This window comes from Chitinophaga horti (assembly GCF_022867795.2).
Taxonomy (GTDB): domain Bacteria; phylum Bacteroidota; class Bacteroidia; order Chitinophagales; family Chitinophagaceae; genus Chitinophaga; species Chitinophaga horti.
Map to the genome: position 1 here is coordinate 6,023,325 of NZ_CP107006.1, position 23,065 is coordinate 6,046,389.

25 protein-coding genes are annotated in these 23,065 nt (G+C 48.4%); 20 read left to right on the forward strand and 5 right to left on the reverse strand.

All coding sequences use genetic code 11. The annotated features are described in order from the left end of the window. Nucleotides 1-10: 10 nt before the first annotated feature. From MKQ68_RS24555 to atpA, 6 genes are all read left to right on the forward strand, one after another. Nucleotides 11-1,681, forward strand: a complete 1,671-nt coding sequence (locus MKQ68_RS24555; RefSeq protein WP_264283669.1) for an ABC transporter ATP-binding protein — start codon at nucleotides 11-13, stop codon at nucleotides 1,679-1,681. A gap of 238 nt (nucleotides 1,682-1,919) precedes the next feature. Further along, complete coding sequence (atpB, locus tag MKQ68_RS24560; RefSeq protein ID WP_264281369.1) at nucleotides 1,920-3,119, forward strand: F0F1 ATP synthase subunit A; 1,200 nt, start codon at nucleotides 1,920-1,922, stop codon at nucleotides 3,117-3,119. Nucleotides 3,120-3,155: 36 nt separating this feature from the next. Continuing rightward, nucleotides 3,156-3,413 (forward strand): ATP synthase F0 subunit C, encoded by a 258-nt coding sequence (gene atpE, locus MKQ68_RS24565; protein ID WP_078670146.1) that lies wholly within the window; start codon nucleotides 3,156-3,158, stop codon nucleotides 3,411-3,413. A 90-nt stretch (nucleotides 3,414-3,503) separates the two neighbouring features. Then, nucleotides 3,504-3,998: a F0F1 ATP synthase subunit B gene (gene atpF / locus MKQ68_RS24570; protein ID WP_264281370.1), complete on the forward strand. Its 495-nt coding sequence runs from the start codon at nucleotides 3,504-3,506 to the stop codon at nucleotides 3,996-3,998. Between the two features lie 53 nt (nucleotides 3,999-4,051). After that, nucleotides 4,052-4,612 (forward strand): ATP synthase F1 subunit delta, encoded by a 561-nt coding sequence (gene atpH / locus MKQ68_RS24575; RefSeq protein ID WP_264281371.1) that lies wholly within the window; start codon nucleotides 4,052-4,054, stop codon nucleotides 4,610-4,612. Between the two features lie 86 nt (nucleotides 4,613-4,698). Next, a complete protein-coding gene (atpA, locus tag MKQ68_RS24580) occupies nucleotides 4,699-6,276 on the forward strand; it encodes a F0F1 ATP synthase subunit alpha (RefSeq protein WP_264281372.1) in 1,578 nt (525 codons plus the stop codon). Between the two features lie 167 nt (nucleotides 6,277-6,443). Here the strand turns inward: atpA and MKQ68_RS24585 are convergent, their stop codons facing one another. Further along, nucleotides 6,444-6,956 carry a hypothetical protein gene (locus MKQ68_RS24585; protein WP_244845332.1) on the reverse strand — a complete coding sequence of 171 codons (513 nt, stop codon included), beginning with the start codon at nucleotides 6,954-6,956 and terminating at the stop codon, nucleotides 6,444-6,446. A 169-nt stretch (nucleotides 6,957-7,125) separates the two neighbouring features. Here MKQ68_RS24585 and MKQ68_RS24590 point away from each other — a divergent pair, with 169 nt between their 5' ends. The 6 genes from MKQ68_RS24590 to MKQ68_RS24615 all read left to right on the forward strand — a co-directional run bounded on the left by MKQ68_RS24590 (nucleotide 7,126) and on the right by MKQ68_RS24615 (nucleotide 12,441). Further along, nucleotides 7,126-9,279 carry a TonB-dependent receptor gene (locus MKQ68_RS24590; RefSeq protein WP_264281373.1) on the forward strand — a complete coding sequence of 718 codons (2,154 nt, stop codon included), beginning with the start codon at nucleotides 7,126-7,128 and terminating at the stop codon, nucleotides 9,277-9,279. Between the two features lie 33 nt (nucleotides 9,280-9,312). Beyond that, nucleotides 9,313-9,957 carry a hypothetical protein gene (locus MKQ68_RS24595; RefSeq protein ID WP_264281374.1) on the forward strand — a complete coding sequence of 215 codons (645 nt, stop codon included), beginning with the start codon at nucleotides 9,313-9,315 and terminating at the stop codon, nucleotides 9,955-9,957. Nucleotides 9,958-10,017: 60 nt separating this feature from the next. Continuing rightward, the gene (locus tag MKQ68_RS24600; protein ID WP_264281375.1) at nucleotides 10,018-10,608 is read left to right on the forward strand and encodes a hypothetical protein; all 591 of its coding nucleotides are present in this window, start codon (nucleotides 10,018-10,020) and stop codon (nucleotides 10,606-10,608) included. 2 nt (nucleotides 10,609-10,610) lie between these two features. Further along, a complete protein-coding gene (locus tag MKQ68_RS24605; protein WP_264281376.1) occupies nucleotides 10,611-11,228 on the forward strand; it encodes a hypothetical protein in 618 nt (205 codons plus the stop codon). Next, a complete protein-coding gene (locus tag MKQ68_RS24610) occupies nucleotides 11,225-11,521 on the forward strand; it encodes a winged helix-turn-helix domain-containing protein (protein WP_264281377.1) in 297 nt (98 codons plus the stop codon). The genes MKQ68_RS24605 and MKQ68_RS24610 overlap by 4 nt, the downstream gene beginning before the upstream one ends. A 74-nt stretch (nucleotides 11,522-11,595) precedes the next feature. Next, nucleotides 11,596-12,441 (forward strand): class I SAM-dependent methyltransferase, encoded by an 846-nt coding sequence (locus MKQ68_RS24615; RefSeq protein WP_244845345.1) that lies wholly within the window; start codon nucleotides 11,596-11,598, stop codon nucleotides 12,439-12,441. Between the two features lie 8 nt (nucleotides 12,442-12,449). Here MKQ68_RS24615 and pdxA read toward each other — a convergent pair whose 3' ends face one another. Next, nucleotides 12,450-13,520, reverse strand: coding sequence for a 4-hydroxythreonine-4-phosphate dehydrogenase PdxA (pdxA, locus tag MKQ68_RS24620; RefSeq protein WP_264281378.1), 1,071 nt, complete (start codon nucleotides 13,518-13,520; stop codon nucleotides 12,450-12,452). A gap of 184 nt (nucleotides 13,521-13,704) precedes the next feature. On the opposite strand from pdxA, the gene rsmA reads away from it, so the two are divergent. From rsmA to MKQ68_RS24640, 4 genes are all read left to right on the forward strand, one after another. Continuing rightward, nucleotides 13,705-14,457 carry a 16S rRNA (adenine(1518)-N(6)/adenine(1519)-N(6))-dimethyltransferase RsmA gene (gene rsmA, locus MKQ68_RS24625; protein WP_264281379.1) on the forward strand — a complete coding sequence of 251 codons (753 nt, stop codon included), beginning with the start codon at nucleotides 13,705-13,707 and terminating at the stop codon, nucleotides 14,455-14,457. Continuing rightward, on the forward strand, nucleotides 14,454-15,377 hold the full coding sequence (locus MKQ68_RS24630; RefSeq protein ID WP_244845348.1) for an NAD(P)-dependent oxidoreductase: 924 nt from the start codon (nucleotides 14,454-14,456) through the stop codon (nucleotides 15,375-15,377). The genes rsmA and MKQ68_RS24630 overlap by 4 nt, the downstream gene beginning before the upstream one ends. 127 nt (nucleotides 15,378-15,504) lie before the next feature. Further along, nucleotides 15,505-15,978: a transcription elongation factor GreA gene (gene greA, locus MKQ68_RS24635; RefSeq protein ID WP_264281380.1), complete on the forward strand. Its 474-nt coding sequence runs from the start codon at nucleotides 15,505-15,507 to the stop codon at nucleotides 15,976-15,978. Between the two features lie 106 nt (nucleotides 15,979-16,084). Continuing rightward, complete coding sequence (locus tag MKQ68_RS24640; protein ID WP_264281381.1) at nucleotides 16,085-16,474, forward strand: HIT family protein; 390 nt, start codon at nucleotides 16,085-16,087, stop codon at nucleotides 16,472-16,474. 64 nt (nucleotides 16,475-16,538) lie between these two features. On the opposite strand, the gene MKQ68_RS24645 is transcribed toward MKQ68_RS24640, so the two are convergent. Together MKQ68_RS24645 and ruvC are read right to left on the reverse strand one after the other, a co-directional pair. Continuing rightward, nucleotides 16,539-17,234, reverse strand: a complete 696-nt coding sequence (locus tag MKQ68_RS24645) for a response regulator transcription factor (protein ID WP_264281382.1) — start codon at nucleotides 17,232-17,234, stop codon at nucleotides 16,539-16,541. 177 nt (nucleotides 17,235-17,411) lie between these two features. Continuing rightward, nucleotides 17,412-17,972 carry a crossover junction endodeoxyribonuclease RuvC gene (ruvC, locus tag MKQ68_RS24650; RefSeq protein WP_264281383.1) on the reverse strand — a complete coding sequence of 187 codons (561 nt, stop codon included), beginning with the start codon at nucleotides 17,970-17,972 and terminating at the stop codon, nucleotides 17,412-17,414. A 13-nt stretch (nucleotides 17,973-17,985) separates the two neighbouring features. Between ruvC and MKQ68_RS24655 the strand changes: the two genes are divergently transcribed. The 3 genes from MKQ68_RS24655 to MKQ68_RS24665 all read left to right on the forward strand — a co-directional run bounded on the left by MKQ68_RS24655 (nucleotide 17,986) and on the right by MKQ68_RS24665 (nucleotide 20,603). After that, complete coding sequence (locus MKQ68_RS24655; RefSeq protein ID WP_264281384.1) at nucleotides 17,986-18,993, forward strand: lysylphosphatidylglycerol synthase transmembrane domain-containing protein; 1,008 nt, start codon at nucleotides 17,986-17,988, stop codon at nucleotides 18,991-18,993. A gap of 9 nt (nucleotides 18,994-19,002) precedes the next feature. Continuing rightward, nucleotides 19,003-19,797, forward strand: a complete 795-nt coding sequence (locus MKQ68_RS24660) for a DUF3108 domain-containing protein (protein WP_244845352.1) — start codon at nucleotides 19,003-19,005, stop codon at nucleotides 19,795-19,797. A gap of 104 nt (nucleotides 19,798-19,901) precedes the next feature. Continuing rightward, nucleotides 19,902-20,603: a response regulator transcription factor gene (locus tag MKQ68_RS24665; RefSeq protein WP_264281385.1), complete on the forward strand. Its 702-nt coding sequence runs from the start codon at nucleotides 19,902-19,904 to the stop codon at nucleotides 20,601-20,603. Here MKQ68_RS24665 and ruvB read toward each other — a convergent pair whose 3' ends face one another. After that, a complete protein-coding gene (ruvB, locus tag MKQ68_RS24670) occupies nucleotides 20,604-21,632 on the reverse strand; it encodes a Holliday junction branch migration DNA helicase RuvB (RefSeq protein WP_264281386.1) in 1,029 nt (342 codons plus the stop codon). It lies immediately after the preceding gene. Between the two features lie 80 nt (nucleotides 21,633-21,712). On the opposite strand from ruvB, the gene MKQ68_RS24675 reads away from it, so the two are divergent. Continuing rightward, complete coding sequence (locus tag MKQ68_RS24675; protein ID WP_264281387.1) at nucleotides 21,713-23,017, forward strand: M28 family metallopeptidase; 1,305 nt, start codon at nucleotides 21,713-21,715, stop codon at nucleotides 23,015-23,017. The last annotated feature ends 48 nt before the right edge of the window (nucleotides 23,018-23,065 follow it).

Consider the following 23,065-nt stretch of genomic DNA (forward strand, 5'->3'; position numbering starts at 1 on the left):
TTACTTGTCCATGTTCCTTACGGTGTTGCTGGCGTTACTATCGCCGGTACGACCTTATCTTATCCAGTTGTCGGTAGACAAGTATATTTCCAACGACCTGATGCGCATGTTGCTGACGGTCACTATTTTGCAGGTGGGATTGCTGGTGATAGAAACCGTTGTGCGTTTCTTCTTCTCCTATCTCACGAACCTGCTGGGGCAATCCGTAATCAAGGATATGCGTGTGGCCGTGTATAAAAAGGTAGTGCGGCTCGACCTGGCATTCTTCGACAAAACGCCTATCGGTACGCTTACAACGCGTACGATTAATGACATTGAGGCGATCAACGATATTTTCTCGGAGGGTATCATCTCCATCGTAGCCGATCTGCTGATGATTGTAGCCATTCTCGGCGTGATGTTTTATGAGGACTGGCGGCTTACCCTGATCAGTCTGTCTCCTTTCCCCGTGCTTATCTTCGCGACTTACATCTTCAAAGAAAGCGTAAACAAATCCTTTCACCGCGTGCGTAACGCCGTGTCGGCCCTGAACGCCTTTGTGCAGGAGCATTTGACCGGTATGGTGGTCGTGCAGGCGTTTTCCGCCGAGAACCGTGAATATGGCAAGTTCCGCAACATCAATAAAGATCATCGCAAAGCGAACGTCGACGCTATTTTCGCTTACTCTGTATTTTTCCCGGTAGTGGAAATAATCCTGGCCATTTCTCTTGGGTTGATGGTGTGGTGGGGTGCCAATAAAGTGCTGAACTTCGAAGTGACCCAGGGCGTGATGATTGCTTTCATCATGTACCTGAACATGCTGTTTCGTCCGCTGCGTATACTAGCCGATAAGTTTAACACCCTGCAAATGGGTATGGTGGCCAGTGAGCGCGTATTCAAAGTGCTGGACAGCAACGAGTACATCGCGGATAACGGTACCAAGACCGGCGAGCACATGAAAGGTGGTATCACCTTCGATCATGTTTGGTTTGCTTATAAAGAAGAGCGTTATGTGCTGAAAGATGTGGATTTTGACGTTAAGCCCGGCCAGACCGTGGCCATCGTTGGGCATACCGGCTCAGGTAAAACGACCATCATCAGCATCCTGAACCGTTTGTACGAGGTGCAGAAAGGTACGATCAGCATTGATGGTGTGCCGCTGGCTGACTATAGGCTGGATGCGTTGCGCAGCAGGATAGGCGTGGTGTTGCAGGACGTGTTTCTGTTCTCTGGTTCTATCTATGAAAATATTACCCTTCGCAACCCGGCCATTAGCAGGGAGCAGGTGGAGCAGGCGGCGAAGCTGATCGGCATGCACGAGTTTATCCTTCAACTGCCAGGCGGCTACGATTACCAGGTGATGGAGCGCGGTAGTACCCTATCGCTCGGGCAGCGCCAGCTCATCTCGTTTATCCGTGCCCTGTTATATGACCCCGCCATCCTCATCCTCGACGAGGCTACCTCTTCCGTAGATACAGAGTCAGAAATGTTGATCCAGCATGCGATCGACAAACTTATCGCCGACCGTACCGCTATCGTAATCGCTCACCGCCTGTCGACGATCAGCAAGGCTGATAAAATCATTGTGCTGGACAAAGGGGAGATCAAGGAGATGGGTAACCACGAGGAGCTGCTTCGATTGGAAGGTTTTTATCATAAGTTGTACATGATGCAGTTTAAAAAGGCGGAAAGCCAGATTTAGTCTTTTTTTTGACAGTAGCTGATGTTTTAACGCGTATGCCTGAAGGTTCACCTTATATCTAATTTTTTATCATTTAAGTTGATGCGATTTCCGTTGTGAAAAACTGATATAAATCAGGTTGATTTTGTGCAGTAAACATTTGATATTTACAGAATTACAGCAGTATGCCCCTTTTTTTTACACGCCGGGTCCAAAATGAACTAAAATCTCATATCTTTGCGCAAAATTTCAGAAAGCGGTGATTTCTTTAATCAAATCCAAATACAGACTGGTAGCCCTGATTGCGGCATTTTGCATGGTTGGAACAACCATCGTTAGCGCCCAGCATCAACAGCACACTGACACTACGATTCATGAAGCTGACCTCGCCAACGAGGCTGGTCATGAGGCGCAAGCCCATGGCGAAGGCCATCATGAAGAAAAGAAAGGTTTTGACGCGAAAGAAGTGATTCTCGGTCACGTTAAAGATGCCCACGACTGGCACTTTTTCAGCATCGATGATTTTCACGCCACTATTCCGCTGCCCGTAATTATCTACCATCCTGAGCGCGGTTTTACCTCGTTCATGTCAAGCGAGTTTCACCACGGTCACACTACCTACGAAGGCTACCGCCTGCTGGACGAGCATTACATCCATGAGAAAGGCCTGGACCCTAACGTATACTCCGCTGGTAAAATCATCGAAGTGGACGAAGCGGGCATGCCTACCGGTGCTAAAATCCAGGACTGGTCAATTACCAAAAACATTACTGCCATGCTCATCGCCACGCTGTTACTGGTGTTCCTGATGATCGGCGTAGCAAATACTTATAAGAAGCGTGGTGTTAAATCCGCTCCGAAAGGTTTCCAGGGCCTGATCGAGCCGGTGATCATCTTCATCCGTGATGAGGTGGTGAAACCAAACATTCCTGGTTACCGTGCAGAGCGTTTCACTCCGTTCATTCTGACCATCTTCTTCTTTATCCTGATCAACAACCTGTTTGGCCTTTTGCCTGGTTCTGCGAACGTAACCGGTAACATCGCGGTAACGGCTGCGCTGGCGCTGTTCAGCTTCATCGCTACTTGCTGGGCATCTAACAAACATTACTGGGGTCACATCGTGAATCCTCCGGTTCCATCATGGGTGAAGCCAATCCTGGCGCCGGTAGAGCTGATTGGTGTGTTCACCAAACCGATCTCCCTGATGATCAGGTTGTTCGCGAACATCCTGGCTGGTCACATCATCATCCTGAGCATTATTTCCCTGATATTCATATTTGGTTCACTGAACAAAGCGGCCGGTTACGGTTTCATGCCTATCTCCATCATCTTTAACCTGGTGATGATGATGCTGGAACTGCTGGTAGCCTTCATTCAGGCATTCATTTTCGCTAACCTCACAGCAGTGTTTGTGGGCCAGGCGATGGAAGGAGCGCATCACGAGGAGCATCATCACTAATCAAGCACATTTTTAATTTCAAATACATAATCAATTATGGCACTTTTAACTGTTTTATTGCAGGCTGCAGCTGCGTCTGGCCTGGCTAAAGCCGGTGGCGCTGTTGGCGCTGGTATTGCTGCAATCGCTGCAGGTATTGGCGTAGGTAACATCGGTAAGAGCGCGCTGGAAAGCATCGCTCGTCAGCCAGAAGCTGCAAACGACATCCGTGCAAACATGATCCTGGCTGCGGCGCTGGTAGAGGGTGTTGCCCTGTTCGGCGTTATCGCGGGTCTGCTCGCTGTTGTACTGTAAGAACAATCTTAATTACTGCATCCTGCGCATAGGGCAAGGGATGCAGTAATTCTCTTAAGATCAAAGTAAATTTCTAAATATCATCAGAACATGGATCTCTTATTGCCTGCACTAGGCTTGTTTACCATTTCATTTGTCATTTTTGGCATTCTTTACCTCATCCTGAAGAAGTTCGCGTGGAAACCAATCCTGGCTGCACTGAAGGAAAGGGAAACTTCCATCGCTGATTCTATCGCTTCTGCTGAACGCGTGAAAGACGAAATGGCGCAGATGAAAGCCGAGCACGAACACGTACTGGCTGAAGCTAAAGCAGAGAGGAGCAAGATCCTGAAAGAAGCTAAAGAAGCGAAAGATCAGATCATCAGCGAAGCTAAAACACAGGCGCAGGCTGAAGCGAAAAAGATCATCAACGAAGCTTACAACGCTATCGAAAACCAGAAGATGGCTGCCCTTACCGACGTAAAAAACCAGGTAGGCAAACTCGCGGTGGAAGTGGCTGAGAAAGTTCTGCGTAAAGAACTGGGCGGCCAGGCTGCACAGGAAGCTTACATCAAAGAGCTGGCAGGAGAAATTAAACTGAACTAATTCTAAATATGCCAGGCCGGGAGTAATTTCGGCCGGCATCAGAATAAAACAATATGCAAAATCCCCGTTTAGCATCCAGGTACGCGAAGGCAGTAGTTGACCTGGCCGTCGAAAAAAATGAACTGGAAGCAGTGCATACCGATATGCAGCTGTTGAAGGCGATCTTCAAAAGCAACCCGGACGTGGTGGCCTTGCTGAAAAGCCCGATCATCAAAGCTGACAAAAAGGTGAAAATCCTTGGTGCTGTGCTGGAGGGAAAAATCAGTGCGATCACTGCCGGTTTCGTGAAACTGATCACGGAGAAAAGCAGGGAAAGCGCATTGCCGCAGGTAGCTGAAGAGGTGATCAAACAATACAACGTGATCAAAAACATCACAACTGTAAAAATCACCACTGCCGTTCCTGTTGCGACTGAAACACTGGACGCAATCCGCCTGAAAGCCGAGCAGACTGCCGGCCGTAAGGTAACCATGGAATCTGCTGTAAACCCCGAGTTGATCGGTGGCTTTGTACTGGAAACCGGTGATCAGTTGTTCGACGCTTCTGTACAGCGCGACCTGAAAGACATTAAAAAACAATTCCTGTCGAACATTTACGTGTCCGACATCCGATAAAATTTTTACAACAGTCGCTGCGTAGCCGCAAGCTGTTGTCGTTATTTTAGTTAAAACCTTAACGACGTTTATTAAAGTTTATAATTATGGTAGGTATTAAACCCGATGAAATTTCGGCGATATTACGCCAGCAACTGAGCAACTTCAACGCCTCTGCGGAGCTCGAAGAAGTAGGTACAGTGCTGCAAGTGGGTGATGGTATTGCCCGCGTGTACGGTTTGAACAATGTTCGCTCCGGTGAACTGGTTGAATTTGAAAGTGGCGTTAAAGCCATCGCACTGAACCTGGAAGAAGATAACGTGGGTGTGGTATTGATGGGTGAGCAGGGCAATATCAGGGAAGGCGCGAAAGTGCGTCGTACCGGTCAGATTGCTTCCATTAAAGTAGGTGAAGGTCTCGTTGGCCGGGTAATCAATACTCTCGGTCAGCCGATCGATGGTAAAGGTCCAATCGCTGGCGAACTGTACGAAATGCCTATCGAACGTAAAGCTCCGGGTGTAATCTACCGCGAGCCAGTTAAAGAACCGCTGCAGACTGGTATCAAAGCGATCGACGCGATGATCCCTATCGGCCGTGGTCAGCGTGAGCTGGTGATCGGTGACCGTCAGATCGGTAAAACTGCGATCTGTATCGATACCATCATCAACCAGAAAGAATTTTACGACGCAGGTAAACCTGTATACTGTATATATGTAGCGATTGGTCAGAAAGCTTCTACCATTGCAGGTGTAATGAAAACCCTGCAGGAAAATGGCGCGATGGCTTACACTACCATCGTAGCAGCATCTGCCGCTGATCCGGCTCCTCTCCAGTTCTATGCTCCGTTCTCCGGCGCTGCAATCGGTGAGTTCTTCCGCGACACTGGCCGTCCTGCCCTGATCGTATACGATGACCTGTCTAAACAGGCGGTTGCTTACCGTGAGGTGTCCCTGCTGCTCCGTCGTCCTCCAGGCCGCGAAGCTTATCCTGGTGACGTATTCTACCTGCACAGCCGTCTGCTCGAGCGCGCTGCGAAAATCATCGCGAAAGATGAAATCGCACGTGAAATGAACGACTGCCCGGATTCCATCAAACACCTGGTTAAAGGTGGTGGTTCCCTGACAGCTTTGCCGATCATCGAAACTCAGGCTGGTGACGTATCTGCATACATCCCAACGAACGTGATCTCCATCACCGATGGTCAGATCTTCCTGGAGTCGAACCTGTTCAACTCCGGCGTACGTCCTGCGATCAACGTAGGTATCTCTGTAAGCCGCGTAGGTGGTAACGCTCAGATCAAATCCATGAAAAAAGTATCTGGTACCCTGAAACTTGACCAGGCACAATACCGTGAGATGGAAGCGTTCTCTAAATTCGGTGGTGACCTCGATGCTGCAACCAAATCCATCCTGGACCGTGGTGCCCGTAACGTGGAAATCCTGAAGCAGGCGCAGTTCAGCCCGTTCACTGTTGAAAAACAGGTAGCGATCATCTTCCTGGGTACGCAAGGTTTGCTCCGCGAAGTACCTTTGAAAAACGTGAAAGCGTTCGAAGATGCATTCCTGAACGAAATGGAAGTTCGCCTGCCGGAAGTACTGGCTGCCTTCAAAAAAGGTAACCTGGAAAAAGCTGATACCGACCGTATGGTAGCATTGGCTAACGAACTGAAACCAAGATTTGCTTAGTTTTTAAGTAAGTCTGATCATATCACGCTCCCGTCACGTAGTGGCGGGAGCGTTTTTTTATGGCGAATTTACTTCGCGAAGAAATTGATTATAGCTGACAGTGAGTCCGAGAAACGCGGTACTTGTCACGGGAATGCAGATCATTAGCAGATAATAGCGTCTGAACCTCATGGCGTTTTCCTCACGCTCTCCACCAAAGGCTCCAGTTGCTTCACCATCTGTACCCAATCCGTTGCCGTACCTTTTGGCACGGTGCCCGTTACCTTCGCATCTATCTTTTTCCCGTTCTGATAATAGTATCGGCCCTCGTACGTGATATTCGTCCGGTCTTCATCGAGTTGCTGCTTCTTTTCATCGTAGGCGAACGCTTTCAGCAGGTCGTACACGAAAATGAGCTGGCCGTTCTGAAAGTAATATTCGGTGATAGCGATGCTATTCGAATAGCCAATCCAGCTGATCATCTTTTTAAGCTGGTCCTTTTTGTATAACCCCATAAGATAACCTCCGCGATCCGTCATTTCTTCGAGATACGATTCATTGTCCAGGCGAACCTGTACGTACGCCGTATCTGCGTTTATCGCGGCCACGGCTTTACGGATCTCGGCAATCTGAGGCTGCTGGCCGAAGCAGGGGCTCAGCAAAAAGGTGAGTACGGCAATTAAAAGGTATCGATTCATCATAGGATAAATATAAGAAAACTATCAATCGTCCCAGGCGGGCAAAAAAACTTTATCTTTTTTTCTGACTGATTACCATGCAATTGGACGGATTTATCAGTGCCTTGTTTGTTTTGTAGTTTGGTTTATAAAATAAACCAAACTACATTTGATCCATCAAACAACACCTGTTATGTCCCCTAAATTACTCAGTCTGCTCTTCCTGCTCGTCCCTGCAGTATTACAGGCACAAACAAAAATCTCCGGCAAAATCACTGACGGTAAAAAGCAGCCGCTTCCCGGCGTAAACATATACATCAAAGGCACCTACGACGGCGCGTCGTCGGCAGCGGATGGTTCCTATAGTTTCACCACTTCGGCAAAAGGTGATCAGTTGTTGTCGGCCACGATCGTGGGGTATAAGCCGTTCGAGCAAACGGTGAACCTGGGCGGTACTGCTATCAACTTAAATATTATGCTGAAGGATGCGGTGAATGAATTGAAGATGGTAACGATTTCGGCAGGCAGCTTCGAAGCAAGTGACGATAAAAAGAATACCATCCTGCAGTCGCTGGATATTGTGACGACAGGCGGCGCGAATGCAGATATCGTGGCTGCGTTAAAAACTTTGCCTGGTGCGCAGCAGGTGGGTGATAAGGAAGGCCTCTTCGTACGGGGTGGTACCAGCTATGAAACGCAGACGTTCATCGATGGCATGATGGTGCGCAATCCATTCTTTTCCGGTATGCCTGATTTTGCCGCCCGTGGTCGGTTTTCGCCATTCCTTTTTAAAGGCACTTCCTTCAGCAGCGGTGGCTACTCCGCACAATACGGACAAGGTCTTTCATCGGCGCTGATACTCGAGTCGAATGATTTGCCTACGCGTTCTTCGTCCTCAGTCGGCATTATGACGATCGGCGGAAGCCTTGGATTTGAGCAGCTTGCAAAGGACCAAAAGAGTGCTTATACAGTGGAAGCAAACTATACCAACCTGTTGCCTTACTTCAAAGTCTTTAAAACATTACGGCAACCCACCACGTATCCCGAAATTGCAGGTGGCTCGTTCAGCTATCGCCGAAAAACATCTAAAACAGGTATGCTGAAGGCTTATTTCTACGGCAACTGGAGCCGCTTCGGCTATCGTAGCGAAAGCCTCGAATATGAAGGCGATGAAGAGTTGTTCGAGTTGAAAAACTATAATGTATACAGCAACATCACTTACCGCGAAAGTTTGGGCAAGGGTTGGAGAATGAACGCGGGCATTTCTTACAGCACGAACAAAGACAACCTCCATATGGACACGGTAATGAAAAACCTGGAAGCCAGGGTAGGCAGCCGTTCCGACTTATCGCAGGCGCGACTGGTGTTCTCAAAAAGCCTTGGCGCTTTTTCATCGCTGCGCGTTGGTGGTGAATATCAATACGCAGTAGAAAACACTTCCTACAATCAGTATCAACTCGACTACGATGATAATTTCGGGGCAGGTTTTATTGAAGCGGATGTATACTTCACGCCGAAGTTCGTTGGCCGCGCGGGTTTGCGGACGGAATACACTTCACTGATGGATAAGGTGAACCTCGCGCCGCGTGTATCGATGTCGTACAAACTGGATGATGCGGGCCAGGTATCGCTGGCTTATGGCGAGTTTTATCAAAAGCCCGAGCAACAGTATCTGCGCCAGCGAAATGATTTGAATTACATGCGTGCTACCCACTACATCGCTACCTACGAACGGCGCTCGGTTGCCTATACCTTACGTACGGAACTGTTTTACAAAAAGTACCATGATCTGATTAAAACGGCACCGGCCCTGAATAACGATGGAACTGGTTATGCGCAGGGTGTAGAGCTGTTCTGGCGTGATAAGAAAACAATTAAGAACGGTGACTACTGGATATCGTATTCATATCTCGACACAAAAAGAGATTACCTGAATTATCCGCGGGAAGTGCAGCCGGACTTTGCTGCGAAGCACACTGCATCATTCGTATACAAACAATTCTTCTCGGCGATATCTACGAATATCGGCGTTACGTACAGCTTTGCTACGGGCCGCCCATACTACAATCCAAATCGCCCCGTAGCGGAGTTTATGCGTGACCGTACAAGAACTTTCAATACGCTCGGCCTCACGGCCAACTACCTGACCACCGTGGGTAAAGCATTTACGGTGTTCGTACTGTCCATCTCGAATCTGGCCGGTCAGCAGCAGGAGTATGGCTATCGTTACTCCAGCGACGGATTACGCCGCAGTGCGGTAAGGCCCATGACGCCGAGCTTCTTTTTCGTAGGCATGTTTATGAGCTTTGGCGTAGACCGCCGCCAGGAAGTAATCGACAACAATTAATTCATCTGTTCAATACCAAAAAATATATCACTCATGAAACGTTTTCTTTCTTTCTTTTTGATGCTGACGACCGTTGCGACCATTGCAAATGCACAAAGCGCGCAATACCAGGAAACAATGGAACAGCAAATTGGCGAAATGTATAAAAACCAGCAGTCTGGCGGCCTGGCACAAAGCGCCAACACGTTCGACCGAATTGCCGAAGCCGAAAAAACACAATGGCTGCCTTACTACTACGCTGCCTACTGTCGTGTGATGCAGGCGCTTGACGCACAAGGCTCAAATGCCATCGACGCGTTCGCCGATCAGGCCGAAAAGAGTATTGAAAAAGCGGAAGCGCTGAGCAAAGATAACGCTGAAATTGCCTGCCTCAAATCGCTGATCACCACCGCACGTATCAACGCCGATCCCATGACCCGCGGCCGCAAGCTGAGTCCTGTAGCGGCCAGGTACCTAAGTGATGCGAAAAAATACGATGCCGAAAATCCGCGCATCTATCTGCTGGAAGGACAAAGCCTTTTCTATACACCAGAGCAGTTCGGCGGCAGCAAAGTAAAAGCGAAAGAGAAGTTTGAGCTGTCACTGAAGAAGTTCGATGCTTTCAAACCCGCCAGCAGCCTTGCGCCTAACTGGGGTAAAGAATATACGGAATCATTGTTAAGTAAAATCGGCAGGTAATCCACATACGGCTGATGAATAAAAACGTATATTCATCAGCCGTTATTAAAACACTATACTATGGAACAGCAGGAACAGTTTTCGTATGAAGACAGTCTACGCGTCATCACCCAGATGATAGAACAGGTAAAAGAGCGGGTACTGAGTGATGGATTCGACTACATGTTATGGGGCGGCTTTGTAGGTGCGGCCGCTTTGTTGCAATATGCGCTCATGAAGTTCGGGGTAACTTTTCACTGGATCGGTTGGGCTACATTGATGCCGCTGGCAGGCATTATTACAGCGATCTACAATACGCGATGTCGTAAACGCAGCGGGGCGAAAATTGTAGCCCTGGAAATATTTCTTTCGGTGCTGACGGCGTTTCTCGTATCGCTCGGCATCATCATCTTTTCCTTCTCTGCACTGGGTTATAAACATGGCCTGGGGGTAATATTAGTGTTGTACGGTTTGTGGATCTTTATTTCTGGTCGTATTTTTAAGTTTAAACCGTTCGTTTACGGTGCGATCATCAATTGGGCGGGCAGCTTACTGATTTTCCACGTGTTCGATTATTATAATACCTTGCTTACGGTAGCCACAGCCGCGTTGTTGGGATATTTTTTACCCGGTTACCTGCTGCGTTTGGACGTGAAAAAGAAAAGCATTTAAACATGATGCCTGAAGACGAAAAACCAATGACCGGGCGCGAAAGCCTGGAACTGATACAAACGATGATCCACTCCGCAAGGGAAGGTATGGCCATGAGTGGCAGCGGCCTGCTGTTCTGGGGTTGGATGTTGCTGGCCTGCGCCGTCTCCTCTGCGGTGCTGATCTACACGGAGTATGCCTGGCCATTTCTGCCATGGAATATCTTTTTATTGGTGTGCGTGGTGTTGCTCATCATCAACCTGGTAAAACCTAAAAAGCAGGAAAAGGTAAAAACATATATGGACGAATTGTTCCGCCATTTTGCGACAGGTTTTTACATTTGTGTTTTCATTGTGATCTTTTCCATGAACTTCAGTTCGGTGTCAGCCAACCACGCTTTTGCTTTTTTACTGATGTTATATGGGCTCATGATGTACGTATTGGGCGTATCGATGAAGTTGCGTGCGATGATTGTTGGCGCGGTCATTACCTGGCTTTGCTGCCTCGCTTCCCTGCTGCTCGTAAAGTTTTTATATGTGATGTTGTTTACTGCCCTCGCAGTGTTCGCCGGTTATTTAATTCCCGGTTACATACTCAGGGCCGCGTGGAAAAAGCAGCAACAACGTGAAATGGAATCATGATGGACTTTCAGGAACTGGATCCGGTATTACACTCGCAGCTACGGCTGGCGATCATGTCTGTACTCATCAGCGTGAAGGAGGCCGAGTTCACTTTCCTGAAAGAAAAAACGAATGCTACCGCAGGCAACCTGAGTGTGCAGATCAACAAACTAAAAGAAGTTGCTTATATAGAAGTGATAAAGCAGTTCAAAGACAACTATCCCCAGACGATTTGTAAAATTACCCCGACAGGTGTGGCGGCTTTCGAAAATTATGTGAAGTCGATACAATCTTATCTTAACGCTGGCAAATAAATCCGGCGCATGCGCAATGCAGTTCCTGGTGTTAACTTCAGTATACCACGTTTAACCCAAAAAAAGACACTGCTATGGAACTCCTCGATCAAAAAGTACAGGTGGCTCCCACCGCCGCGCTGGTGCTGTTACAGGCCCGCGAGATCTTTGTTGATGGTATTGGCAGGGATTACCTGTCGCACCTCGACCTCTCCGCCATTGAGCCGATGCTCGAAAAGCTGAACGATGTACCCGGTGCCATGAGCCGCGTGGTGCAGTTCCGCAAGCAATATCTGCGTTTCCTCGCGGACGCTTATCTGCCCGAAAGTGAGCCGGTACAGGTGGTGATCTTAGGTGCAGGCCTCGACCCGCTCGGCTTGCAGCTGCTGGAACGTTACAGCGATGATATCGCACAAATCTTCGAGGTAGACACAGCGCATCTGGCCGAAAAAGAAATTATTTACCGCAAACTCGCGCCAAATGCCACGCAGCTGCATCTCATCCACTGCGATATTACGGACCCGCACCACCTGCTGGACTGTCTCGTTACAGCAGGATACGACAAGGATGTGCCGACGATCGTCGTTTTTGAAGGTGTTGTGCATTACATCACGCAGGAAAAGTTTTACGACATCATGCGCCGCTTCCGCACCCGCAACCGTACTAACCTGGTGTTGATGGATTACTCTTTGCCTTATGAGGATGTGTCGCCGGGGTTGGCACCGGCGTATCGTAAGTCGATACAGTCGCTGGAATACACTTTTAAATGCCGTTTTTACCAGCACAGCCGCTTACAGGTATTTGGCCTCATCGACCGGCTGGGCGGCGATGTGTCTACCATCGACAGCCTGCAGGACGTAGAGTTTAAAATAAAGGGCAGGAATGAGCATTACTACGATGCAGCAGATGGCGTGCTGGAGATCATTTCGTTTTACCTGTAGGTAAGCTGTTATTCGGACGCGAGTTCCATTTTCTTCAGCGGGTTGCGCGTATTTTCGGCGTAACGCTGGCGCTGGTTAATGATATCGATACAACTGTAAATCGACTGGCGGAAGGAATCCGGGTCGGCCAGGTTTTTACCGGCAATATCGAACGCGGTGCCGTGGTCGGGCGAGGTGCGTACGATCGGTAATCCTGCGGTGTAGTTGATGCCGTGGCCGGCAGCGAGTGATTTAAAGGGGATGAGTCCCTGGTCGTGGTACATCGCCAGGATGCCATCGAACTGCTCGTGCATACCGCGTGCAAAAAAGGCATCTGCACTGTAAGGCCCGAAGCAAAGAGTACCGTTATGTTTGGCCTGTTTAATGGCCGGGATGATTTGTTTTTGTTCTTCCGTACCGATAAGGCCATCGTCACCTGCGTGCGGGTTAAGGCCCAGCACAGCGATGCGTGGATTGTCGATACCGAAGTCGCGTATAAGGCTATCTTTCATCAATGCCAGCTTCTGGAGGATGTTTTCAACCGTTACATATTTGGCGATTTCTGCTACCGGCACATGTTCGGTAAGCAGGCCCACCCGCATGTTGTCGGCAGTCATCAGCATCAGCACGTCTTTCGCTTTAAAGCTGTCGCGCAGGTAAGGTGTATGACCGGTGTAGTTGAAGTCCTGGCTTTGGATGTTGTTTTTGTGGATGGGCGCGGTAATGAGCCCCGCGATGTCGCCGTCTTTAAGACATTGAATGGCTACGGCCAGCGAGCGGGCTGCGTATTTGCCACCAATTTCATTGATCACTCCCGGGGTGATCTGCACCTCTTCTTCCCAGCAGTTAAATACATTTACCTGCTTATCGCTAAGTTTTGTAAAGTCCTTTATGCTCTGGTAGTTAAAGTTGTTTTCGTTGACCAGCTTACGGTAAAAGTTCACCGTTTTGTTGGACGCGAAAATGATGGGCGTGCATAGCTCCAGCATCCGGTTATCTGCAAAAGTTTTAATAATGATCTCAGCGCCGATGCTGTTGATGTCGCCGATCGTGATGCCGATAACGGGCCTGTTGGCTGTATTTGTTTGTGGTGTGCTCATGCTTACCTCGGGAATTGGCTAACAAATATACGGGATTCCTTATTGACTCCCTACTGTTTTCCTTTGTGAGCCCGTCTCAGGCGCCGGTTAAACCGCAGTAATCCCATAAAATCCCGCAATACGTCAAAGCTAACGTGGCCCCGATCAGCCCCTTTTCCTTAATTTTGCATCTTATCTCGTTTACATGTACACGCTAAAGAAGTCACTGGGGCAGCATTTTCTGAAGGATGAAAACATCTGCCGGAAGATCGTGGATGCCCTGCCCGCACCGGAAGGCACACAGATACTGGAAGTTGGCCCGGGTGCCGGCGCCATCACCAAATACCTGCTGGAGCTGCCGGGTACCACTTTTAAAGCGGTGGAGCTGGATACGGAAAAGGTGGAATATCTCCAGAAAACTTACCCCGCCATCCAGGGTAAACTGATCAACGAAAGCTTCCTGGAAGTGGCGCCGCCGTTTGAAGGCAAATTTTCCGTGATAGGCAACTTTCCGTACAACATATCCACCCAAATCATGTTTCGGGTGCTGGAATGGAAAAACCAGGTACCGGTTGTGGTGGGCATGTTCCAGAAAGAAGTGGCGCAGCGTATTGCCGCCCCGCATAACAATAAGGATTACGGCATCCTCAGCGTACTGATACAGGCATTTTACCGGGTAGAATACCTTTTCGATGTGTCGGAGAACTGCTTTAACCCGCCCCCTAAAGTGAAGTCGGGCGTAATTCGCCTGCATCGACTGGAAGAGCAATACGACATCCGCAATGAAAAGAAGTTTTTTCTGCTGGTGAAAACCGCGTTCGGGCAACGCCGCAAGCAACTCCGCAACCCGCTGAAAGGCTTATTTAAGAAAGAAGATTTACAGGACGATATATTTACCAAAAGGGCAGAAGCGCTTACCGTAGCAGATTTCGTAGCCCTCTCGCACAAAATGTTATGAAGCAAGTACTGATCACCGCGAAAGTGAATCCTTATCTCATTAATGAACTGGAACAAAAAGGCTACACCGTAATTTATCAACCTGCTGTTACCTACGATGAAGTAACTGCGCAAATCGGCCAGGTAGACGGTATGATCGTGACCACCCGTATTAAGGTCGATAAAGCGATGCTGGACAAAGCATCCAGGCTGCAGTGGATCGGTCGTTTGGGTTCGGGCATGGAATTGATCGATGTGCCGTATGCGGAAAGTAAGGGCATAAAATGTGTCAGCAGTCCCGAAGGTAATGCCGATACGGTAGGCGAACAGGTAGTGGGTATGTTGATATGCCTCCTGCACAACCTGCTTAAAAGTAATCTCGAACTGCGCGAAGGGATATGGGAGCGTGATGGCAACCGTGCCTGGGAACTGGGCGGTCGCACAGTAGGCATTATCGGGTATGGGCATACCGGAAGCGCCGTTGCCAAACGTTTACGCGGCTTCGGTGTAAACATCATTGCCTACGATAAGTACAAAAAGAACTACGGCACCAGCGAAGTAAAAGAGGTAAGTCTGCAGGAGATATTTGAGCAGGCCGAAATCGTTACTACTCACCTGCCGCTTACAGAAGAAACACGTCATATGGTGAATGCGGAATTTTTTCGTTCGTTCGCCAACCCCATTTATTACATCAACGCTTCGCGTGGTAAGGTGGCAGATACACGTGCGCTTGCAGATGCGTTGGAAACAGGCCTGGTGAAAGGAGCCTGCCTCGATGTACTGGAGAACGAAAAGCTGTCAACCTACACAGAAGAGGAGAAGATATTGTTCAACCGTTTGCTTCGCAATCCCAATGTAGTCATGACTCCGCACATTGCCGGGTACTCTCACGAGGCAACGATCAAGATGGCTAAAATCGTGCTGCAGAAGTTAGATATATAGCTATTATATATATGATAGCTACTGGCTATCGTACTGAAAAAAGTATATATTTGCAGTTCATCAGTTTACAACGCTTCTATGCAAATGGGGGCGTTGCTTTTTTTTCTTATTTCTAAAACAAAAGGTTATGTCTGGCGTAAATTACGTTACCAAAGAAACCCTTGAGCAAATGAGAGAGGAGCTTACGCAACTCAAGACCAAAGGAAGAGCAGAAATTGCCCGCGCTATTTCAGAAGCTCGTGAAAAAGGGGATTTGAAGGAAAATGCAGAATACGATGCAGCTAAAGAGGCGCAAGGCCTCCATGAGGCAAAGATCGCCGTGCTGGAAAATGCCATAGCCACCGCCAGGGTAGTGGAAGCCGATTCCATCGATACATCCAAGGTTTCTATTCTTTGTAAGGTGACGATCACCAATATGGCCAGCAAGAAAACAGTCACTTACCAGTTGGTTTCTGAAAAGGAAGCTGATCTGAAAGCAAATAAGATCTCCGTTACTTCCCCTATCGGCAAAGGTTTGCTTGGGAAAAAAGTGGGTGAGGTAGCAGATGTGGTAGCGCCAAATGGCAGTATGAGTTTTAAGATCGAGAACATCGGTATCTGATACAATACATTATTATAACGAAAGGCCCGTCTGTTACAGACGGGCCTTTGTTTTGAGCATCAATTCAAATTGCTTATTTTTCCGTTACCTTAAAAACCTGTGGGCCATGACACTTTTTTCCAAGATCATTAAAGGCGAAATTCCTAATTACCGCATTGCCGAAAACGACCAGTTCTACGCTTTTCTCGATATTTTCCCGCTGATGAAAGGGCATGTACTCATCGTGCCGAAAGTGGAAACCGATCGCTTTTTCGACCTGGAAGATGACCTGTTGCGCGAGTGCCTTCTATTCGCCAAACCGATTGCCCTGGCGATAGAAAAAGCATATCCCTGCAACCGCGTAGGCATAAGTGTAATGGGGCTTGAAGTGCCGCATGCGCATATGCACCTGGTGCCGATCAACAGTGCTGATGACCTGAACTTTACGCGTCCTAAATTGAAATTATCGACCGACGATTTTCAAACCATCCAGGAGCGGATCATTTCCTTCCTGTAAATAAAGAAGGGCGTATACGGGCAATGGGCCTGTATACGCCTTGGTATATTTTACATGAACTTGTTTACGGAACGTAAAACTTGAACCCGATGCCATGCAGCGTTTCCAGCCTGATGTCATCGACGTCGTCGAAATGTTTCCTGATCTTAGTTATGAAAACGTCCATACTGCGGCCGAGGAAGTAGTCGTCTTTACCCCAAACGTGGTAAAGTATTTCTTCGCGTTTAAGCGTTTTGTTGGCGTTTTCGCAGAAAAACTTCAGGAGGTCGGCTTCTTTTTGTGTGAGTGTGGATTTGGTTTTGCCGTCTTTGTCCAACAGCTTCAGTTCTCCATAATCAAAAGTGAGGGGGCCAAGTTGAAATTGAGCGCGTTTGTCGGCGTTTAAAGGCCGGGTCCTTTTGAGGAACACTTCGATGCGCATCAATAATTCCTGCATGCTGAAAGGCTTGGTCACGTAGTCATCCGCACCGGTTTTAAAACCAGTGATCTTATCTTCATCCATCGATTTGGAGGTAAGAAAGAGTATCGGGATAAGGTCGTTTTTCTTCCTGATTTGCTGGGCGAGTGTAAAGCCGTCCTTTTTAGGCATTACCACATCCAGCAAACATATATCAAACATTGCTTTTTGAAATTGTTTCCAGGCCATCTCTCCGTCGGAGCAGTGTGTTACTTCGTACCCGGCTTCTTCCAATCTGCGTTTGGTAACAGCCCCCAGGTTGTAGTCATCTTCAACAAGGAGGATTTTTGCTTTCGTATCCATCTACGAACTGGATTAGGGTAAAGTTGATAATTGATAAAAAGAACAAGTCTTCATAGTTGCTATGGTATTGCAATGGGGCTTTCCGGGAATTTTACCGGCAAACCCGGTTCAAAATAAGTACATTTTCGCAATTAACAAATAATAATACCTTGTTCATTCCTGTTCATTTTGTATAAGCTATTTGGAAATTCGCTCGGGATTGAGTTTTAAAAATGCCTCCCAGCCCTTGGCTTTGCCGGCCCCTGCCGCCGGTCCCGAGTCCTGGAAGAAGTGGCAAACCGCTACTGCCAGTGCATCGGAGGCATCCAGGAAGGTGGGGCGTTCGTTGTATTGAAGGATGTGCCGCAGCATTTGCCACACCTGCTCCTTGTCTGCATTACCGTTGCCCGTTATGGACTGCTTCACTTTTTTAGGGGAGTATTCGGCTACCTGCAAACCGGCCTGCATGGCGGTAGCAATGGCCACGCCCTGGGCGCGCCCCAGCTTTAGCATACTCTGTACGTTCTTGCCGAAAAAGGGGGCTTCGATAGCGCAACAGTCAGGTTTGTATTGTAAAATGAGCTCGTTTACCCGCGAATGGATCAACTGCAAGCGCTCATAATGGTCTTTGTGTTTGGATAATTTAAGTACGTCCAGGTCTATCACTTTGGCCTTTTTACCCTCCACTTGGATGAGTCCGTACCCCATTACGATCGTACCGGGGTCTATTCCAAGAATTATTTTTGATTTGTTTGCCAACCGCAGTTTATTTTTGCCAAAATCTGAAATCCTGAACAAAAGTACAAAAATACTCCTCAATTACCTGTTGGGCATCAGCCTGTTCGTTTGGTTAACCTACTCGATTTACACACAGCTAATGAACCAGGCCAACCTGGGGGAAGCGCTCGATCGCATGCTCGATCTACTGGCCGACCGCGGCTTGTTCACCCTTTTAGGGGTTATTTTGCTGATGTTGGTGAACTGGGGGCTGGAGGCCCGTAAATGGCAGTTCCTCGTAAAACCGCTGGAGGATGTGCCCTTTCGCCGGGCGTTTATGGCCATCTTATCCGGCGTATCGCTGTCCATCAACACACCAAACCGCATTGGCGAGTACGGAGGGCGCATCCTGTATGTAAAAAATCGTAACAAGCTGAAAGCCATAGCGGCCACGGTGGTGGGCAGTTTTAGTCAGCTGATCGTGACGGCGCTGTTCGGACTGGCCGGCCTGATTTATTATTTAGATAACTTTGGCTTAAACGAAGCTGGGAGCCGACTTTCGCCCCAGGTGAGAGAGATAGGGCTCATTTGCCTGCTGGTAATTGTTTCCTTGTTGATTATATTACTTTATTTTCGACTAAAGATTATCGTCTCGCTTTTTGAAAAGGTATCCTGGTTGCGGAAGGCTAAAGTGTTTATACAGATCATTGCCCGGTATTCCCCCAAAGAACTGCGAAAGCTGCTGCTGTTATCCGCAGTGCGATACATAGTCTTCTCGGCACAGTATTTGATTTTATTGTATGTGTTAGGTGTTGAACTTGTGTGGTGGCAAGGTCTTTTGATGATCAGTACCATTTACCTCGTTATGGCGGTGGTACCCACGATTGCAATAGCAGAACTGGGCCTTCGCGGAAGGGTAAGTATTTACTTCCTGGGTTTGCTAAGCCCCAATACGGCCGGCATAATTGCTGCCACCGTGGCGATATGGCTCATCAATCTCATACTGCCCGCCGCAATGGGCAGCATTCTTCTGCTGGGCGTAAAAATATTCAAGGAAAAATAGCGATGATCAATGAAGCATTTGTTACTAATACTTTGTGGGTTAACCATTGCCAGTACCGTCTTCGCACAAAGTGATTTTTGCGGGGCCGCCAACACGTCTTTCAAGGCAGGCGAAAGCATCACGTTTAAAGTGTATTACAACCTCGGCAAAATGTTCGTTGGCGCCGGGGAAGCTACCTTTTCCACTTCTCTCGAAAAGTATGCGGGTCATGATGTGTACCACGTAGTAGGGGACGGTAAAACGTTTCGTACCTATGACTGGATATTCAAAGTGCGCGACCGCTACGAAAGTTATATCGATACGGCTACCATGCGTCCTTTGCGTTTTATCCGCAATGTGAACGAGGGTGGCTATAAGATTTCCCAGAACGTGGTGTTCAATAACGAAGCGTCCACTGCCACGAATGAAAAAGGTGCGGTCTTTAAGATGCCGCCCTGCGTGCAGGATGTGATCAGCGCGATCTATTACGCCCGTAACATCGACTTCTCCAAATACAAACCGAACGATAAGATCCCCTTCGCCATGTTCCTCGATAACGAGGTGTACAACATTTATATCCGTTATATCGGTAAGGAGGAAGTGAGCACCAAGTTCGGTAAGTTCCGCGCCATCAAGTTTAAGCCATTACTGGTAAAAGGCACCATTTTCGAAGGTGGAGAAAGCATGACGGTGTGGGTGAGCGACGATGGCAACAAGGTGCCTCTGCGGGTGGATAGTCCCATCTCCGTAGGAAGTATTAAGGTAGATATGGTGGGGTATAAAAACCTGCGCTACAACTTCACATCGCTGATCAGTAAACGCTAAAAGCTCAGCAGTTTTAACAAATCCTTGGCGCGGAAAGGCACGATTTTTCCGCATCTTGCTGCTTCAGAAAAACTTATATTTGTTTACATACTTAACCTGATATAATGGAAGAACGTAAACCTCATATACTATTGGCCGAAGACGATACCAACCTTGGTATGGTGCTGAAAAATTATCTCGAGCTGAATGATTATGAAGTAGAACTGTGCCGCGATGGCATCCTGGCCCTGGCCGCATTCCGTCGTGAGAAATTCGATATTTGCCTGCTGGACATTATGATGCCCAACATGGACGGTTTCAAACTCGCAGAAGAGATTCGTGATGTTGATCCCGATGTACCCTTGTTTTTCCTTTCTGCCAAAACGATGAAGGAAGATATTATCCAGGGCTACAAACTGGGTGCTGACGATTACATTTCAAAACCTTTCGATAGCGAACTGCTGCTGCTCAAGATCAAAGCGATCCTGAAACGCAACCAGGAACTGAACCAGAAAGAGGAGGAGCAACACGAGTTTAACATCGGTGACTACCACTTTAACGCGCGTTTGCGTACGCTGGCGAAGGATGGTCAGTCGCACACATTATCTCCTAAAGAGAACGAGCTGCTGCACATGCTTTGCGAGCATAAGAACGACTTGTTACCACGCGAAGTAGCCCTCAAAAAGATCTGGGGCAGCGATACGTACTTTAACGGCCGTAGTATGGACGTGTACATTGCTAAACTGCGCAAATACCTGAAAGAAGATCCCAATATCGAGATCGTCAACATTCATGGTAACGGCTTCAGACTGGTGGTGAAAGAGTAATCAGAATAACGTATTTCCACTTCCTCTATAAGGAGTTTTTCCTAAATGGGTATAGGCTTTATCGGTGACTTCCCTTCCACGGGGCGTACGCTTGATAAAGCCTTCCTGTATTAAGAAGGGTTCGTATACTTCCTCCAGTGTACCCGCTTCCTCACCCACCGCCGTTGCGATAGTGGTAATACCCACAGGCCCACCTTTGAAGTTCTCGATGATCGTGTGCAGGATGCGGTTGTCCATTTCATCGAGCCCGTATTCATCTACATTAAGGGCCTTCAGACTGAACTTCGCGATCTCCATATCAATTACACCGTTGCCCATTACCTGCGCAAAGTCGCGCACACGGCGTAACAGTCCATTCGCAATACGTGGCGTACCACGGGAGCGGCGTGCAATTTCACCAGCCGCGTCAGAAGTAATCTTGGTATTAAGCAGTCCTGATGCCCGCCAGATGATCTGTTGCAAAGTAGCGGCGCTATAATACTCCAGTCTTGATTTGATGCCGAAGCGGGACAGCAGCGGGGCCGTTAACAGCCCGGAACGAGTGGTGGCACCGATCAATGTAAAAGGATTCAGGTTGATCTGCACAGAGCGCGCATTGGGACCGCTGTCGATCATAATATCGATGCGGAAGTCCTCCATGGCGGAGTACAGGTATTCTTCCACCACGGTGCTTAACCGGTGGATCTCGTCTATAAACAGTACGTCTTTATCTTCCAGGTTGGTGAGCAATCCCGCCAGGTCGCCGGGTTTTTCGATCACTGGTCCGGAGGTTTCCTTGATGTTTACGCCCATTTCGTTGGCTACAATGCGCGAAAGCGTGGTTTTACCCAAACCCGGAGGGCCGTGAAAAAGCACATGGTCCAGCGCTTCGCCGCGCATTTTAGCGGCTTTGATAAACACTTTCAGGTTCGTGATGATCTGTTCCTGCCCCGCAAAGTCAAGTATCTCCTTGGGACGGATGCTGTTTTCAAACTCGCGTTCAGCAGCGCTCAGTCTATTCTCTTCTGGTCGTAAATGCGGATTGGACATAATGTCCAAAAGTAAGAAAACCTGCATTTTGGATGGAGTTATGGCCCCGAAATTTTATTTTTGGGCAATATCAAGCTCCTATGATCATGAAAAAGGCTTTATTACTGGCATTACCAATTAGTTTAGGCATTGTGGCGCAAACGGCTCAGGCGCAAAAGATTCGCGCTAAAGAGGTGAAAAAGATCATTACTACCCTGGCCGCCGACGATATGGGAGGCCGCCCCACTTTTAAACCGGGTATCGACAAGGCTTCTGTCTTCCTGGAGAATGAATTTAAAAAAGCCGGGCTGCAACCCCTGGCCGGTTCCAAAGGTTACCGCCAGGAGTTTAACATGTATACCGTAAAATCGGCTTCCGTACGTTTCCTGGTAAATAGCAGGGAGTGGCGGCGGGACGACGTGGCCGTAGTAAGTAATCAGCCACGTATCGAATGGAGAAACACCGATAAAATCACTGTAGAAACGATTACTGATGCAGGCGTTTTGCGCGACAAGTACCGCGCTGCGCAGGATGGCTCGGTAGAATCACCTACTTTGGTTTGGGTAGATGCTTCCCTTGCCAGCGCCTTCAAAGGACTGAAAGGTCGCCGCGCCCGCCCGCTCATGTCTGGTGAAAAAGATAACCCGGTAGTGTTCGTATTAAAAGACGGTGCGAACGAAAAGGTGGCGGAATGGAGCCTGTCGGCCACGCAGGAACTGAATATTATGCACCTGAACAACGTTGCAGGCATTATTACTGGCGAAAGTAAACCGGATGAGTATGTGGTGTTCTCCGGCCACTACGACCATATCGGCATCCTGAAGCCCAACGAAGCGAAAGACAGTATTGCCAACGGTGCGGACGACGACGCGTCTGGTACCACGGCAGTAGTGATGCTCGCTAACTATTATAAAAAGAAGAAACCTGCACGTAGCATCATCTTCGTTGCGTTTACTGCGGAAGAAATCGGCGGCTACGGTTCGCAGTACTTCTCCCGCCAGCTTGATCCGGCGAAGGTAGTAGCCATGTTTAATATCGAAATGATCGGTAAGGAATCGAAGTTCGGCCGGAACAGCGCGTTCATCACCGGCTTTGAGAAGTCAGACTTCGGAACGATCCTGCAAAAGAACCTGCAGGGATCGGCCTTCAAGTTTCATCCCGATCCTTATCCGGAGCAGAACCTGTTCTACCGTTCGGATAACGCTACCCTGGCCCGCTTAGGCGTACCGGCACATACCATTTCCACTACACAGATCGATAAGGATAAACTGTATCACAGTGTGGATGATGAGGTAGAAAGCCTGGACATCCAGAACATCACCGACATTATTAAAGCAATCGCCAAAAGTGCGGAAAGTATTATCAGCGGAAAGGATACGCCAACGCGTGTAACAGATGTGAAGTAATCAAAACTTGTTATAAGAAAGGGGCTGACCAAAGTGATGGTCAGCCCC

What these genes read in the sequence shown, in the direction of transcription:
- MKQ68_RS24675 (WP_264281387.1), top strand. Translation starts at nt 21,713, where the DNA reads ATGATCATGAAAAAGGCTTTATTACTGGCATTACCAATTAGTTTAGGC.
- atpE (WP_078670146.1), top strand. Translation starts at nt 3,156, where the DNA reads ATGGCACTTTTAACTGTTTTATTGCAGGCTGCAGCTGCGTCTGGCCTG.
- MKQ68_RS24555 (WP_264283669.1), top strand. Translation starts at nt 11, where the DNA reads ATGTTCCTTACGGTGTTGCTGGCGTTACTATCGCCGGTACGACCTTAT.
- pdxA (WP_264281378.1), bottom strand. Translation starts at nt 13,520, where the DNA reads ATGAGCACACCACAAACAAATACAGCCAACAGGCCCGTTATCGGCATC.
- greA (WP_264281380.1), top strand. Translation starts at nt 15,505, where the DNA reads ATGTCTGGCGTAAATTACGTTACCAAAGAAACCCTTGAGCAAATGAGA.
- MKQ68_RS24600 (WP_264281375.1), top strand. Translation starts at nt 10,018, where the DNA reads ATGGAACAGCAGGAACAGTTTTCGTATGAAGACAGTCTACGCGTCATC.
- MKQ68_RS24640 (WP_264281381.1), top strand. Translation starts at nt 16,085, where the DNA reads ATGACACTTTTTTCCAAGATCATTAAAGGCGAAATTCCTAATTACCGC.
- atpA (WP_264281372.1), top strand. Translation starts at nt 4,699, where the DNA reads ATGGTAGGTATTAAACCCGATGAAATTTCGGCGATATTACGCCAGCAA.
- atpH (WP_264281371.1), top strand. Translation starts at nt 4,052, where the DNA reads ATGCAAAATCCCCGTTTAGCATCCAGGTACGCGAAGGCAGTAGTTGAC.
- MKQ68_RS24665 (WP_264281385.1), top strand. Translation starts at nt 19,902, where the DNA reads ATGGAAGAACGTAAACCTCATATACTATTGGCCGAAGACGATACCAAC.
- MKQ68_RS24595 (WP_264281374.1), top strand. Translation starts at nt 9,313, where the DNA reads ATGAAACGTTTTCTTTCTTTCTTTTTGATGCTGACGACCGTTGCGACC.
- atpF (WP_264281370.1), top strand. Translation starts at nt 3,504, where the DNA reads ATGGATCTCTTATTGCCTGCACTAGGCTTGTTTACCATTTCATTTGTC.
- MKQ68_RS24610 (WP_264281377.1), top strand. Translation starts at nt 11,225, where the DNA reads ATGATGGACTTTCAGGAACTGGATCCGGTATTACACTCGCAGCTACGG.
- MKQ68_RS24630 (WP_244845348.1), top strand. Translation starts at nt 14,454, where the DNA reads ATGAAGCAAGTACTGATCACCGCGAAAGTGAATCCTTATCTCATTAAT.
- ruvB (WP_264281386.1), bottom strand. Translation starts at nt 21,632, where the DNA reads ATGTCCAATCCGCATTTACGACCAGAAGAGAATAGACTGAGCGCTGCT.
- MKQ68_RS24660 (WP_244845352.1), top strand. Translation starts at nt 19,003, where the DNA reads ATGAAGCATTTGTTACTAATACTTTGTGGGTTAACCATTGCCAGTACC.
- MKQ68_RS24590 (WP_264281373.1), top strand. Translation starts at nt 7,126, where the DNA reads ATGTCCCCTAAATTACTCAGTCTGCTCTTCCTGCTCGTCCCTGCAGTA.
- MKQ68_RS24615 (WP_244845345.1), top strand. Translation starts at nt 11,596, where the DNA reads ATGGAACTCCTCGATCAAAAAGTACAGGTGGCTCCCACCGCCGCGCTG.
- rsmA (WP_264281379.1), top strand. Translation starts at nt 13,705, where the DNA reads ATGTACACGCTAAAGAAGTCACTGGGGCAGCATTTTCTGAAGGATGAA.
- MKQ68_RS24645 (WP_264281382.1), bottom strand. Translation starts at nt 17,234, where the DNA reads ATGGATACGAAAGCAAAAATCCTCCTTGTTGAAGATGACTACAACCTG.
- MKQ68_RS24585 (WP_244845332.1), bottom strand. Translation starts at nt 6,956, where the DNA reads ATGATGAATCGATACCTTTTAATTGCCGTACTCACCTTTTTGCTGAGC.
- MKQ68_RS24605 (WP_264281376.1), top strand. Translation starts at nt 10,611, where the DNA reads ATGATGCCTGAAGACGAAAAACCAATGACCGGGCGCGAAAGCCTGGAA.